Origin of the sequence: Sphingomonas sp. EC-HK361, assembly GCF_902498785.1 — a bacterium.
Taxonomy (GTDB): Bacteria; Pseudomonadota; Alphaproteobacteria; order Sphingomonadales; family Sphingomonadaceae; genus Sphingomonas.
In genome coordinates, this window is the sequence record NZ_LR701492.1 from 112,077 (window position 1) to 125,207 (window position 13,131).

Annotated in this window: 16 protein-coding genes; 9 read left to right on the forward strand and 7 right to left on the reverse strand. The window is 64.5% G+C overall.

Annotated features, from left to right (window positions below):
- Positions 1–361: 361 nt before the first annotated feature.
- Both BOS5A_RS00910 and BOS5A_RS00915 read left to right on the forward strand, forming a co-directional pair.
- Positions 362–2,173 (forward strand): ribonucleoside-diphosphate reductase subunit alpha, encoded by a 1,812-nt coding sequence (locus BOS5A_RS00910; RefSeq protein WP_442800492.1) that lies wholly within the window; start codon positions 362–364, stop codon positions 2,171–2,173.
- 64 nt (positions 2,174–2,237) lie between these two features.
- A complete protein-coding gene (locus tag BOS5A_RS00915; protein ID WP_234419134.1) occupies positions 2,238–2,660 on the forward strand; it encodes an endonuclease domain-containing protein in 423 nt (140 codons plus the stop codon).
- 71 nt (positions 2,661–2,731) lie between these two features.
- On the opposite strand, the gene BOS5A_RS00920 is transcribed toward BOS5A_RS00915, so the two are convergent.
- Positions 2,732–2,974: a DUF2171 domain-containing protein gene (locus BOS5A_RS00920; RefSeq protein ID WP_151953437.1), complete on the reverse strand. Its 243-nt coding sequence runs from the start codon at positions 2,972–2,974 to the stop codon at positions 2,732–2,734.
- 74 nt (positions 2,975–3,048) lie between these two features.
- Here BOS5A_RS00920 and BOS5A_RS00925 point away from each other — a divergent pair, with 74 nt between their 5' ends.
- From BOS5A_RS00925 to BOS5A_RS00955, 7 genes are all read left to right on the forward strand, one after another.
- Positions 3,049–3,438, forward strand: a complete 390-nt coding sequence (locus BOS5A_RS00925) for a hypothetical protein (RefSeq protein ID WP_442800490.1) — start codon at positions 3,049–3,051, stop codon at positions 3,436–3,438.
- 127 nt (positions 3,439–3,565) lie between these two features.
- Positions 3,566–3,766, forward strand: coding sequence for a hypothetical protein (locus BOS5A_RS00930; RefSeq protein ID WP_151953342.1), 201 nt, complete (start codon positions 3,566–3,568; stop codon positions 3,764–3,766).
- Positions 3,763–3,933, forward strand: a complete 171-nt coding sequence (locus tag BOS5A_RS00935; RefSeq protein WP_199857156.1) for a hypothetical protein — start codon at positions 3,763–3,765, stop codon at positions 3,931–3,933. The genes BOS5A_RS00930 and BOS5A_RS00935 overlap by 4 nt, the downstream gene beginning before the upstream one ends.
- A gap of 17 nt (positions 3,934–3,950) precedes the next feature.
- Complete coding sequence (locus tag BOS5A_RS00940; RefSeq protein WP_151953343.1) at positions 3,951–5,015, forward strand: ribonucleotide-diphosphate reductase subunit beta; 1,065 nt, start codon at positions 3,951–3,953, stop codon at positions 5,013–5,015.
- 119 nt (positions 5,016–5,134) lie between these two features.
- Complete coding sequence (locus BOS5A_RS00945) at positions 5,135–5,689, forward strand: DUF4145 domain-containing protein (protein WP_234419135.1); 555 nt, start codon at positions 5,135–5,137, stop codon at positions 5,687–5,689.
- An 11-nt stretch (positions 5,690–5,700) separates the two neighbouring features.
- Complete coding sequence (locus BOS5A_RS00950; RefSeq protein WP_267903794.1) at positions 5,701–5,970, forward strand: DUF4160 domain-containing protein; 270 nt, start codon at positions 5,701–5,703, stop codon at positions 5,968–5,970.
- A complete protein-coding gene (locus BOS5A_RS00955) occupies positions 5,963–6,226 on the forward strand; it encodes a DUF2442 domain-containing protein (RefSeq protein ID WP_151953346.1) in 264 nt (87 codons plus the stop codon). Before BOS5A_RS00950 ends, BOS5A_RS00955 begins: the two co-directional genes overlap by 8 nt.
- 37 nt (positions 6,227–6,263) lie before the next feature.
- Here BOS5A_RS00955 and BOS5A_RS00960 read toward each other — a convergent pair whose 3' ends face one another.
- The 6 genes from BOS5A_RS00960 to BOS5A_RS00985 all read right to left on the reverse strand — a co-directional run bounded on the left by BOS5A_RS00960 (position 6,264) and on the right by BOS5A_RS00985 (position 13,055).
- Positions 6,264–6,437: a CopG family transcriptional regulator gene (locus tag BOS5A_RS00960; RefSeq protein WP_234419136.1), complete on the reverse strand. Its 174-nt coding sequence runs from the start codon at positions 6,435–6,437 to the stop codon at positions 6,264–6,266.
- Positions 6,438–6,582: 145 nt separating this feature from the next.
- Positions 6,583–7,005, reverse strand: coding sequence for an ExbD/TolR family protein (locus tag BOS5A_RS00965; protein ID WP_151953347.1), 423 nt, complete (start codon positions 7,003–7,005; stop codon positions 6,583–6,585).
- A gap of 229 nt (positions 7,006–7,234) precedes the next feature.
- Positions 7,235–9,685, reverse strand: coding sequence for a glycoside hydrolase family 31 protein (locus tag BOS5A_RS00970; RefSeq protein WP_234419137.1), 2,451 nt, complete (start codon positions 9,683–9,685; stop codon positions 7,235–7,237).
- A 135-nt stretch (positions 9,686–9,820) separates the two neighbouring features.
- A complete protein-coding gene (locus tag BOS5A_RS00975) occupies positions 9,821–10,621 on the reverse strand; it encodes a transglutaminase family protein (RefSeq protein WP_151953348.1) in 801 nt (266 codons plus the stop codon).
- Between the two features lie 16 nt (positions 10,622–10,637).
- The gene (locus BOS5A_RS00980; protein ID WP_151953349.1) at positions 10,638–11,573 is read right to left on the reverse strand and encodes an alpha-E domain-containing protein; all 936 of its coding nucleotides are present in this window, start codon (positions 11,571–11,573) and stop codon (positions 10,638–10,640) included.
- Complete coding sequence (locus BOS5A_RS00985) at positions 11,574–13,055, reverse strand: circularly permuted type 2 ATP-grasp protein (protein WP_151953350.1); 1,482 nt, start codon at positions 13,053–13,055, stop codon at positions 11,574–11,576.
- Positions 13,056–13,131 lie beyond the last annotated feature (76 nt).

Genomic DNA, 13,131 nt, shown 5'->3' on the forward strand with positions numbered 1-13,131 from the left:
GACGCCATTCCCGATGGTTTCGGCCGCATTTATCGACTTGCGCGCGGATTCGCTTTGGCACAATCTGTTGGGGTTGAGTTCGGGGGCGAACCCAATCGCTGGTAGAACAGCCCGTGCAACCCTATATTGCACGCACGGAGTTCTGCGCGCTTTTCACAGGCGTGCGGTCCTGTTTTGTTCTTAGGCTTGGGTCGATCTCCGTGTAGGATGGGGGTTCGCCCCCGAGTCGAACGCGCTGCCCCCGGGCAGATCGGACGACACGTCGAAGCCGGGAGCGGATGACATGGATTTCAGGGACACGAGCGAGCAGACCATGACGACCGAGACACTCAGCGCGGACGCGCCGGCCGCTGCCGAAGCGATGACATCGACCTCGATCGCGAAGCCCTATCCGGTCGAGGTCGATCACAGCCGCGACGCGCTGCTTACCGATTTCGGCAAGGACACGCTGAACGACCGCTATCTGTTGCCGGGCGAAACCTATCAGGATCTCTTCGTTCGCGTGGCCAGCGCCTATGCCGACGACGCCGCGCACGCGCAGCGCCTCTACGATTACATCTCGAAGTTGTGGTTCATGCCTGCCACCCCCGTGCTGTCGAACGGCGGCACCGGGCGGGGACTGCCGATTTCCTGTTACCTCAACTCGGTGCCCGACAGCCTCAACGGCATCGTCGATACCTGGAACGAGAATGTCTGGCTCGCCTCGCGCGGCGGCGGCATCGGCACCTATTGGGGCAATGTCCGCGGCATCGGCGAACCGGTCGGGCTCAACGGCAAGACCAGCGGCATCATCCCGTTCGTGCGCGTCATGGATTCGCTGACGCTGGCGATCAGCCAGGGGAGTCTCCGCCGCGGCTCGGCGGCCTGCTATCTCGACATCAGCCATCCGGAGATCGAGGAATTCCTCGAGATCAGAAAACCTTCGGGCGACTTCAACAGAAAGGCGCTGAACCTCCACCACGGCGTCCTCATCCCCGACGCCTTCATGGAAGCCGTGCGCGACGGCGCCGAATGGACGCTGAAGTCCCCCAAGGATGGCTCGGCGCGCGGCAAGGTCGATGCGCGTGCGCTCTTCCAGAAGCTCGTCGAGACGCGGCTGGCGACCGGCGAACCCTATATCGTCTTCGCCGATCACGTGAACCAGAACATGCCCAAGCATCACCGCGATCTGGGCCTCAAGGTTTCGACCTCGAACCTGTGCAGCGAGATCACGCTGCCGACCGGCCGCGACCATCTCGGCAACGATCGCACCGCGGTCTGCTGCCTTTCGTCGCTGAACCTCGAGACGTGGGACCAGTGGAAGGACGAGAAGGGCTTCGTCGAGGACGTGATGCGTTTTCTCGACAACGTCCTGCAGGATTATATCGACCGCCACGAACCCGGCATGGAGCGCGCCGCCTACAGCGCGGGCCGTGAGCGCTCGGTCGGCCTCGGCGTCATGGGCTATCACAGCTTCCTCCAGGCGCGTGGCCTCCCCTTCGAGGGCGCGATGGCGAAGTCCTGGAATCTCCGGATGTTCAAGCAGATCCGCCAGCAGGTCGACGAAGCGTCGATGCAGCTCGCGGTCGAGCGCGGCCCCTGCCCCGATGCCGCCGACATGGGCGTCATGGAGCGGTTCAGCTGCAAGATGGCGATCGCACCGACCGCGTCGATCAGCATCATCTGCGGCGGCACCTCCGCCTGCATCGAGCCGATCCCGGCAAATATCTACACCCACAAGACGCTGTCGGGCAGCTTTTCGGTCAAGAACCCCTATCTCGAAAAGCTGCTGAGCGAGAAGTCGAAGAACTCCGACGCGGTGTGGAACTCGATCCTCGAACATGGCGGCAGCGTCCAGCATCTCGAATTTCTGAGCGCCGACGAGAAGGACGTGTTCAAGACCAGCTTCGAGATCGACCAGCGCTGGCTCCTCGAACTGGCCGGCGATCGCACGCCCTATATCGACCAGGCGCAGTCGCTGAACCTGTTCATCCCGGCGGACGTCGAGAAATGGGACCTCTTGATGCTCCACTTCCGCGCGTGGGAGCTCGGCATCAAGTCGCTCTATTACCTGCGCTCGAAGTCGGTCCAGCGTGCGGGCTTCGCCGGCGGGGTGGAAAACGACAACACGCTCGAGAAGCCGAAATACGAGTTCGCGACGACCGATTATGACGAGTGTCTGGCGTGTCAGTGAGCTAGTATCCCTCTCCCTGCGGGAGAGGGAGGGAGCCGCGAAGCGGCGGAAGGGTGAGGGCGACGTGCAGCTCTACCAAGATCAACCCGGCGGAACCGTCCAGCGCGCTCGCGAACTTCGTCGCGAGGCGCCGGAACTGGAATGCCGCCTGCTCCGCGCGTTACGCGAAGCTTTTCCCGCGCTGAAATGGCGCCACCAGGTGCCCGTCGGCCGCTATTATGCCGACATTCTGTGTTTCTCGGAACGCCTTGTGATCGAGGTAGACGGCGATACCCACGGCGAAAGAACGGCCTATGACGAAGCTCGCACGCGCTCGATCGAGCGCGACGGCTTCCACGTAATCCGGGTGACAAACGTCGACGTAACGACGAACCTCCAAGGCGTCCTAACCCAAATCTCCTTCTCCCTCCGGGAGAAGGAAGGGACCCATGCGCAGCATGGGAAGGATGAGGCCGACCACGCCAAGGAAAAGGGCGCCGCCGCATGACCGGCACCGCCCTCACCCTTCCGCGCCTGCGGCGCTCCCTCCCTCTCCCACAGGGAGAGGGAAAGGCAGGCCTATTCCTCTTCCTCGAAGGTCACCGCAACATCGCCGTTGGCGGAGAGCCGCACCGTGTCGCCCTCGACGTCCGCGACCAGCCCGAGCGAGATGAAGTGGTGGTGTCCCTCATGAGACCCTTGCCCGCTGTCCTTCTTGGTCAGCTTGATCCGGTCGCCCTCGACCTTGTCGACGGTGCCGACATGGACACCGTCCGCGCCGATGACTTCGGCATGTTCCTTGATCTGGGCAGCATCGACCATCGTCATTCTCCTCGGGTTGGTTCGGCGGGGAAACGAGCCGCGCGGCGAATGGATGCATGCGATAGGGTCGCGGCATGACTCGCCCACATCGCTCCCCCCCCAGGGATGGTTCGACCACCCAAATCCCGTTCGGGCTGAGCCTGTCGAAGCCCCGCCCTTCTTCCATAACGGCGGGACGAACCGGCGTCGGCGCCGCGCTCCTCCTCCTCGCCGCCTGCGCACGCCAGGTGCCGAGCGCGGTGAACCACGCCGCCGACACGCCCGGCTTCCTGCTCGGGCTATGGCACGGCTTCATCTTCCCCGTCGCCTGGGTGCTGTCGCTCTTCGTGCCCGAGATCGCCATTTATGCGGTGCCGAACGATGGCGGCTGGTATGATTTCGGCTATTTCGTCGGGATCGTCTTCCTCGGCGTCGGCGCGCGCAGCACCCGCACCGTCTATGTAACCCGGCGAGCGCGGCGATGAGCTGGCAGGTCGTCATCATGTTCGGTGCGGGCACCTTCGGTTTGCGCCCGCAAACCGAAGAGTCGCCGCGGCGGGCAGCGGGGTCGGCGCAGCCGGCCACGTCTGACGGCGTGGCGGGTAAGTTACAATGACGCTCCAGATCGCCATCATGTTCGCCGTCGCAGCGGTCTTCAGCCTCACCGGTGCCGGCCTCCTGATCGCGCTCGTCCGCCCGGCTGGGCCCGCCAAGGTCTATGTCTACCGCATGGTCGGTATCATGGCGCTGTCGCTTGGCGTCGTCCTCGCCTTCTCCGCGACCGCGATGTGGCAGTGGAGCACGGAAAGATGAGCCTGCCCCTCGTCAGGGCGATCCGCCTGGTACAGCTCGCGTCGTTGCTCGCGCTCGTCGCCGTATTCCTCCGCCCCAATGCGCGGTGGAGCTTGCGCGGACGTCTGCCCGTCGCTCTCGCCGTCTTCGTCAGCAGCGCCGTCCTGCTTCTTCTCGATATCCTTTAGAACCGGAGTATCCGCCCATGTCCCTCCTCCAGGCCTCCAAGCAGTACAAGCCCTTCGAATATCCCTGGGCGTTCGAATTCTGGAAGCGCCAGCAGCAACTCCACTGGCTCCCCGAAGAGGTGCCGCTGGGCGAGGATTGCCGCGACTGGGCGCAGAAGCTCACCGATCACGAGCGCAATCTGCTGACGCAAATCTTCCGCTTCTTCACCCAGGCGGACGTCGAGGTGCAGGATTGCTACCACGAGAAATACGGCCGCGTTTTCAAGCCGACCGAGATCAAGATGATGCTGACCGCGTTCAGCAACATGGAGACGGTCCACATCGCCGCCTACAGCCACCTGCTCGACACGATCGGCATGCCCGAAAGCGAATACGGCGCCTTCCTCGAATATGCCGAGATGAAGGAAAAGCATGATTACATGCAGAATTTCGGCGTCGACAACGATCAGGACATCGCCCGCACCCTCGCGATGTTCGGCGGCTTCACGGAGGGCGTGCAGCTCTTCGCCAGCTTCGCGATGCTGATGAACTTCCCGCGCTTCAACAAGATGAAGGGCATGGGCCAGATCGTCACCTGGTCGATCCGCGACGAGACGCTCCACTGCGAGGGCATCATCAAGATGTTCCACACCTTCGTGAAGGAACGCCAGTGCCTGACCAAGGCGGTGAAGGACGACATCGCCGATGTCTGCCAGACGACGATCCGCCTGGAGGACAATTTCATCGACCTCGCTTTCGAGATGGGCCCGGTCAACGGCATGACGCCCAAGGAGATCAAGAAGTACATCCGCTACATTGCGGACTGGCGGATGAACCAGCTGGGCCTCAAGCCGATCTACATGATCGACGAGCACCCGCTGCCCTGGCTCGCCCCGATGCTGAACGGCGTGGAGCACGCCAACTTCTTCGAAGCCCGCGCGACGGAATATTCCAAGGCCGCGACGAAGGGGCAATGGAACGACGTGTGGGATTCGTTCGACAAGCGGCAAAAGGCGAAGGTGGGGAAGCCGGCGGCGAATGAGGATGCGGGCGACGCGGCTGGCGGGGATATGTTCTCGCGGGCTGGGGTTGCGGCGGAGTGAGTCGGCTTGTTATGCCACCGCAACAGCCGACATCTTTCCAGAGTGACTGCCCTCATTGTCTTTCGACTAAGTCCACGTTTACGGTAGCTTACCAATGGCCAGATCGCTTGATGTCGCATATGGCATCGGTCTTAGCGATATGCGCTGTTTGCAATCGTGGACTGATATTAAAGCTATGCTTACAGAATCCCGATTTTGCTTTTCCGAATCTTTGCGCCTTCTCGGTGGACTTTGACGTATTATTTCCGAACCCATTTGAAATATATCCAGCCGCAACATCCTATGCGCCCGACAATGTCCCTGCCAATATTCAAAGTTTTTTCTTGCAGGGTGTCGAAAGCTATCGAAGTCAGAGATGGGACGCGGCGGGATCGATGTTTCGAAAGACGCTTGATATTGCAACAAAAGCCCTTTTCCCGTCAGAGAGGTCGTCCACGCTATATAAGCGGATTACCTCTATGGTAGGTTCGGGCCTGCTCACATCTGCTATGGGTGATTGGTCTCATGAGATACGCCTTGATGGTAATGAGGCAGTTCACGATGACGAACCTGAGACTGAAGCAGACGCTCTGGCAGCACTCAAATTTACTGAGGCGTTTTTGACTTACTCCTTTACTTTACCGGCTATGGTCGAAGCAAATCGAGCTAAGCGCGAATCTACAAAGGTTGCATAGCGCCGAGACCGATGCCCATCATTTCACTCTTCTTCGGCATCATAATCCGGATGTATTTCGACGATCATCCGCCGCCACACTTCCATGCCAGTTATCAGGGTTTCGAAGCCTTCGTCCGCATCGATGACGGCGAGATCATGCACGGCTCGCTACCACGCAAAGCGGCGCGGATCGTTCGGCAATGGGCTCTCGACCACAGGGCCGAACTCATGGCAAACTGGCAGCGCGGCGCTGACTTGCTGCCGATGGAGATGATCGCCGGAGCCGACCTCGATGATTAAGCTGACCAACATCCGCCCCGAAGGCGAAGTAGCCCTGTGGCTTACCTTCTCCGACGGCTCGACCGCCCATTGGTCGGCAATCGAACTCATCGCACGCGATACGGTGATGACGCGTCCGCTTGCCGATCCCGCCTATTTCGCCCGCGCCTTTATCGAGGGCGGAGCATTGGCCTGGCCGAATGGCTTCGAGCTCTCTGCGCCAAGCCTCCACCGCCGCCTCGAGGAAGCCGGCACCCTACTCCGCCCGGCCGCTTAACAGGATCGTCGTCGCCAAGGCCGTTCACCTTTCGCGGCTAATCGCCGATCTGCGGTCGTGGCAACGGCTTTGGTGAACCCCATGATGCCAGCCAGCGCTTCACGGCATTATGCCCGATCACCCGACCCGCCTTCACATCGGCATTGGCACGCGCATCGCCCGCAGCCTCGGCGATGGGATCAGTGTCGAACAGAACGTCGTTGCTCGTCATAGGTCATCGTCCCCTCCAATCGTCGCCCCTGCGACGGCAGGGGCCTATGTCTGCTCGAATGGCCACCCAATAGAGCCATGGATCCCCGCCTCCGCGGGATGACGTGATTTGGTCATGGCGAACCAATCTAACGGTTGGCTTTCCACTACTCCACCATCCCCGCATTCCCCTCGAACCCCAGCCGCGTGATCCCCGCGCGTTTCACCGTCGCCGTCGTCTGCACGAAGGTGTCGTAGCGGGCTTGCGGGTCGGTCTTCATCACCAGCATCGCCTGCGGGTCCTGCGCCAGCGTCCCCAGCCGCGCGGCGAGCGCTGCCTGGCTTACCCTCGCCCCGTCGAGCGCCACCGCGCCGCCGCGTGCGATCTCCAGCCGGTGCATCGTCCGGGGCAGCGCCTTGTCCGGTCCCGGCTGCGGCAGGTCGATGGGGATCTGGTGCATCGTCGCGGGGAGCGTGATGATGAACATCACGAGCAGCACCAGCATCACATCGATCAGCGGGGTGATGTTGATCCCGTCGATCGGCGCGTGGCTGGTGGCGCTGTGGGTGGCAGGAACGAAGCGACGCATGGCACTCTCTCCCCGGTTGTTGTGATGGTATTACGTCACATGAAGGGCGGGATGTCAATTGGCGGAGAAGCGTTGCGGGCGGCGGCAAGTGGATGATGATAGCCTTATGGCGCGACTGCTTCGTCAAACCCTTCGAGATTGCCGCCCTCACCCTTCGCCGGCTGCGCCGCCTCTTCCCTCTCCCGCCGGGAGAGGGCCAAAAGCAGCTGGGCTGAAACCGCCCGCGTGACTACCGCGCGAAGGTCAGCCTCACCCTGCCCGGCTGATCGGGGACCACCACCGTCGTCGTGCGCGCGGTTGCATCCCAATCGCCCTTAACCGCCTTGCCACCCAGCGTGACGCGACCGGCGCGGTCGCGGGCGTGGACGATGACCGCGATCTCGCGCCACCATGGCGCAAAGCTGCCGTCGCGGCCTGCAAAGTCGACGCTCACCGCGCCGCCCTTCACCGTGCACGTGACGTGCTGGCGCAGATAGGCGCCGCGCTGGAACGCCATCGTCTTGCCGTCGTCGAGATAGATGTCGCCCGCGCAGTCCTCGCCCGGATAGACGTGGAGCTCCAGCGGCCCGTTCGGCGTCTCGGCGGTGCTCTGCGTCACCGGCTGGCGCGGCAGGATGGTGCCCGCGCGCACGAACACGGGCAGGTCGGCGAGCGTCGGCTTCACCTCCAGCGTCGTGAACGCCGGGTCCTTGCCCTTCACGCCTGCGACCGGCATCCCCGTCCAGTAATCATACCAGCCGCCGGCGGGCAGGCACACCGGATACGCCATCGGCGAGTCGGGCTTGGGATTGCCGCCGATGAGCAGCTTGTCGCCGAGCGTGAACGCCATCGACTGATCACACGAGAAGGCGGTCGCCGCGGGATAATCGTAGAACACCGGCCGGGTGATCGGGTCGCCGGTGCGCGCGTTCAGTTCGGCCAGGCCGTAGAGATACGGCATCAACCGGTAGCGCTCCTCCACGAACTTGCGCCGGATCGCGAGGTGCGCGGGGCCATCGACCCAGGGTTCGGCGCGCGGCGTGCCCGTCGCGGCGTGATCGCGGAAGACGGGGGTGAAGGCGGCATATTCGAACCACTTCGTCAGCAGGTCCGCGCTCGGCCCGCCGGTGAAGCCGCCCACGTCCGCGGCGCTATAGGAAAAGCCGGAAAGCCCGAGATTGACGATCTGCTGGATCGACAGCTTCAGATGATCCCAGCTCGACGAATTGTCGCCGGTCCACGTCACCGCATATTTCTGCCCGCCGGCATAGCTCGCGCGCGTCATCACGAAGGCGCGGTCGTCGGGGCGCAGGGTCTTCAACCCCTCATAGGTCGCGCGGGTGTTTTCCATGCCGTAGACATTGTGGATCTCCGCATGGCTGGCCGAGCGCGGGGCGAAGTCGTCGGTGTCGATGCGGTGGACGGTATCGAGCGGCATCGTCTTCGTCGGCGTGTCGAAGATCGCCGGCTCGTTCATGTCGTTCCAGAAGCCGGCGATGCCGTCGTCCAAGAAGTCCTTGAAAAGCCCGCCCCACCATTTGCGCGTCTGCGCCTGCGTAAAATCGGGGAACACCGACGGCCCTGGCCATACCGGCGCGGTATACATCGATCCGTCGGGATTGTGCAGGAAGTGGTCGCCCGCCTTGCCGCTGTCGAACGGCGCATAGCCCTGGTTCGGCGCATTCGCGACGTGGAGATCGACGATCGTGATGAGCTTGATGCCCTTCGCCTCCATGTCGGACGCGAGGCCCTTCAGGCTCGGAAAGGTCTTCGTGTTGACGGTAAACGGCCGGTTGCGGTCCTGATAATCGATGTCGAGCCAGATGACGTCGGTCGGCACGCGGTCGCTGCGCAGCCGGTCGGCGATCCCGCGGACTTCGTCGGCGCTCATATAGCTGTAGCGCGACTGCTGGTAACCGAGCGCCCACTTCGGCGCGAGCGGTGCCTTGCCGGTCAGGTCGGTATAACGCCGCACGACCTCTGCGGTCGAAGGCCCGGCGATGATGTAATAATCGATTCCGCCGCCATTGCTGCCGAAAGCAAGCGTAGCGTCGTCGCGGTGCCCGAAATCGAACCAGGCGCGCCGCGTGTTGTCGAGGAACACGCCGTAGCTGCCCCCCGCCCCACCGACCCCTATGAAGAAGGGGATCGACTTGTAGATCGGATCGGTGCTGCTCGAAAAGCCGAACGCGTCGGTATTCCAGTCGACGAAGCTGCCGCCGCGCCTGTCCACGCCGCCGGTCTTGTCACCCAGCCCGTAATAATGCTCCGCCTGCGGCATGGCCTTTCGGAGCGTGAAGCCGGGGCCGTCGAGCGAGAGCGGCGCGGCGGCATCGGCGAGGATGACCTTTCCCGCTTTGTCCGTGACGGTCAGCGCGAGCGTCTGCGGATCGACCGATACCTTGAGCGCTGCGGTGGCGAAGCCGTTGGCGCTCGGCATCGTCCTCGCCCGCGCGATGCGCGTCGCGTGCGACACCGCCCAGCTTGCATCCTCGGGCATGGTCCCACCGGGAGCGATGCGAACGCGCAGGATCGAATCGGTGAGCGCGGCGACCTGCATTGTCGCCTGCGTGCCACGCACGATCAGATCCGTGGAGGCCGGGGCGGCGGCCTGCGCAATCGCCGGGGTCGCGGTGCCGAGGCCACAGACAACCATCGTAGCAGAGAGGCTGAGCGCCAGGCGGCGGTGACGAAGCGACATCGGTGATCCTCCCAAGCCCCCGCACCTCGAATCGCGCGCGTGGAAGCGGTTTCATGCATAGCGCGGCGCGATGCGGGTGCAATCGTCCCCATCATTCCCGCGAAGAAGAAGGCCATGTCTTGGCGCTTAGGGCCGTTAGTCTTCCCGCTGAACGCTCACATCGACATCCAGGCACTCGCGCCCCTCCCCCAGCCGGGAACCCGCGACCGCGGTTGCGCCATGAGCGTCGAGCGCGACGGCGACGCGGACATGCCGATCCTCGGGCGACTGCGCGATCGTCGGGTCGAACCCGACCCAGCCGATGCCGTCGACGAAGCCCTCCGCCCAGCTATGCGGGCTTGGCCGGTGATCCCCCGCGACCGCGCTGTAACCGGAGACGAACCGCGCCGGGATGCCGAGCACGCGCGCGGCGGCGACGACGACATGCGCCATGTCGCGCGCTGTCGCCTCCGGGCCTTCGAACGCCTCCCCGGCCGTCCGGGCGGCGTCCCCCCGCTCGCGGTCCAGCGCGAACCGTGCGTTCACCGCGCCGTTCAGCGCCTGCAGCCGCGCGGCCGGGGTAACGCCGCGCGTCACCTCGTTCGCGAACGCGGTCAGCGCCGGCGAGGGCGCGGTCAGCGCGGTCGAGCGCAGGAACACCGCCGGCGGCAACGGATCGAGCGCGCCGTGCACCACCCCACCGCTCGCGCTCGTCACGACCTCGCCCGATACGGCGATCTCGATCGTGTCGATCGGCCCCTCGACATAGAGCATCGTCGTCAAATTGCCGAAGCCGTCGCGGTGCTCGCGCAGCCGCGCGTCGCAATCGACGTCGATCCGCCACGATGCCACCGTCTGGTCGTGCGAATCCTCGGGTGTCATGCGCAGCAGCTGGACGATGCGCCCCTGCGGCGCCGTGAAACGATAGGTCGTACGGTGCTCGACCGAGAGTCTCATAGAGCGGTCTGGCGCATCAGGTGAACCGGAACTGGCGGCCGATCGCCGCGTGGAGCGCATCGTTCTCCGCGATGAAGGTCTGCAGATGCTGGTGCAGCCCCTTCGCGATCACGTCCCCGGTGCGCGCACGCGCGAGCCGCGCCTGCCGTGCGCGCGCCATCCGGTCCGCCTCGCCGTGCAGCCCGGTGCGCTTGGCGAGCAGGCCAAGCACGTCGACCGTCTCCTCCGCCGCAGCGGCCAGGCTGCGCGGCAGCTCGGCCCGCGTCATCAACAGGTCGATGACGTTGGAGGGCCTCAGCCCGTCGTCATAGAGCCAGCGATAGGCGGTCACCGCGGACACCGTCTGGAGTAGCGTCGTCCACTGGTCGCGATCGACGACGCCGCCCACCTGTTCGCCCTCGGGCAGCAGCAGATGGTATTTCACGTCGATGAGCCGCGCGGTGTTATCGGCCCGCTCGATCGCCTGGCCAAGCCGGATGAACCACGTCGTCTGGTTCCTGAGCATCCGGTGGATCGCCCCTTCGAACCCCCGCGTCTCCATCTTGATCGCATCGACCAGGTTCAGCGTCGCGCTGGTGTTGCCGGGACTGGATCGGCTGTCGAACAACAGCCATGCGCGGTTGATCGCGGTCCACGCCTCCCGGGTCAGCGCGGTGCGCACCGCACGCGCATTATTGCGCGCCATGTCGAGGCAGCGCACGATCGATCCCGGATGCGACCGGTCGAGCGTCAGGAAGCGCGCCACATTCTGCTGGGTGGGCGCGCCGCCATTTTCGGCGAACGCCTCCACCCCATCGGTCACCGCGATCGCCGATTGCCACGCCGCCTCGCCCGCCGGCGTCGGCGACAGCGCATCGAGCCTGACCGTCGCCTCGACCAGCCGCGCGATGAAATCCGCCCGCTCGACATAGCGGCCGAGCCAGTAGAGCGAGGAGGCGGTGCGCGACAGCATCTAAAGAAGCGGCGCCATGGATTGGGTCTGCGTCTGCTCCTGCGCGCCGCGATCGAGCAGGACGAAGCTGTCCTTCGTGCCGCCCCCTTGCGACGAGTTCACGACGAGCGAACCCTTTTTCAGCGCAACGCGGGTCAGCCCGCCGGGCACGACCTGGACGCCCTTCGACCCGCTCAGCACAAACGGGCGGAAATCGACATGGCGCGGCGCCAGCCCATCCTCGGCGAGCGTCGGCACCGTCGAGAGCGCAAGCGTCGGCTGCGCGATATAGCGGTGCGGCTCGGCGATCAGCGCCGCGCGGAAATCCTCGATCTCGGCCCGGCTCGCGGTCGGCCCGACGAGCATGCCATAACCGCCCGACCCGTCGACCAGCTTCACGACCAGCTCCGACAGGTGATCGAGGACGTATTTGAGCGCATCCGGCTCGCGGCACCGCCACGTCTCGACATTCGGCAGCTTCGGCTCGCCGCCCGAATAGAAGCGAACGATCTCTGGCATGTAGCTGTAGATCGCCTTGTCGTCGGCGATGCCGTTGCCCGGCGCGTTGATGATCGCGACATTCCCGGCGGCATAAGCGGCGATGAGCCCCGGCACGCCGAGCATCGAATCGGGGCGGAAGACGAGCGGGTCGAGATAGTCGTCGTCCACCCGGCGATAGATGACGTCCACCTTCACCCGCCCCGCGATCGTGCGCATCCAGACGATATCGTCATCGACGACGAGGTCGGCCGCCTCGACGAGTTCGATCCCCATCGAGTCCGCCAGAAAGCTGTGCTCGTAATAGGCCGAGTTATAGTGGCCGGGCGTCAGCACGACGCAGACCGGCGCGGCCCCCGTGCCGCGCGGCGCGACCGACTGCATCGTTTCCAGCAGGCGATCGGGATAACTGTCCACCGCCGCGACGCGGAATTCGCGGAACAGTTCGGGGCAGAGTCGGACCATCGCCTCGCGATTTTCGAGCATGTAGCTGACGCCCGAGGGCGTGCGGGCGTTGTCCTCCAATACGTGAAACGCGTCGGGACCGGTGCGGACGAGATCGATCCCGCAGATATGCGCCCAGATGCCGTGCGGCGGGCGAATGCCGGCAATCTCGGGGCGGAACTGCGGGTTGCCGAGGATCAGGTCGGGCGGCAGGATACCTGCATCGAGGATTCGCCGCGCGCCGTAGATGTCGTCCAGGAAGGCGTTGATCGCCTCGACCCGCTGGATCAGCCCTTCGCTCAGCCGCGCCCATTCGTCCGCCAGGAACACCCGCGGCACGATGTCGAACGGGATGATCCGTTCCGACGCATCGCTGTCGCCATAGACCGCGAAAGTGATGCCGAGCTGGCGAAAGGTCGTCTCCGCCGATTGCTGGCGACGGCGCAATTCACCGGGTGGCGTATCGTCGAGCCAGCGTCCCAGCGCGGCCAGTTCGGGGCGTGCCCCGGAGCGGGAACCCCCGCCTGCCCCCATGATCTCGTCGAACGCCCGTTTCCCCATCGACCGAAGACGCCTCCGTAACGGTTCCGTTCCATGCTGCGTCGCATTGCTGCGCCGCACAAGGGGAATTGTCGGC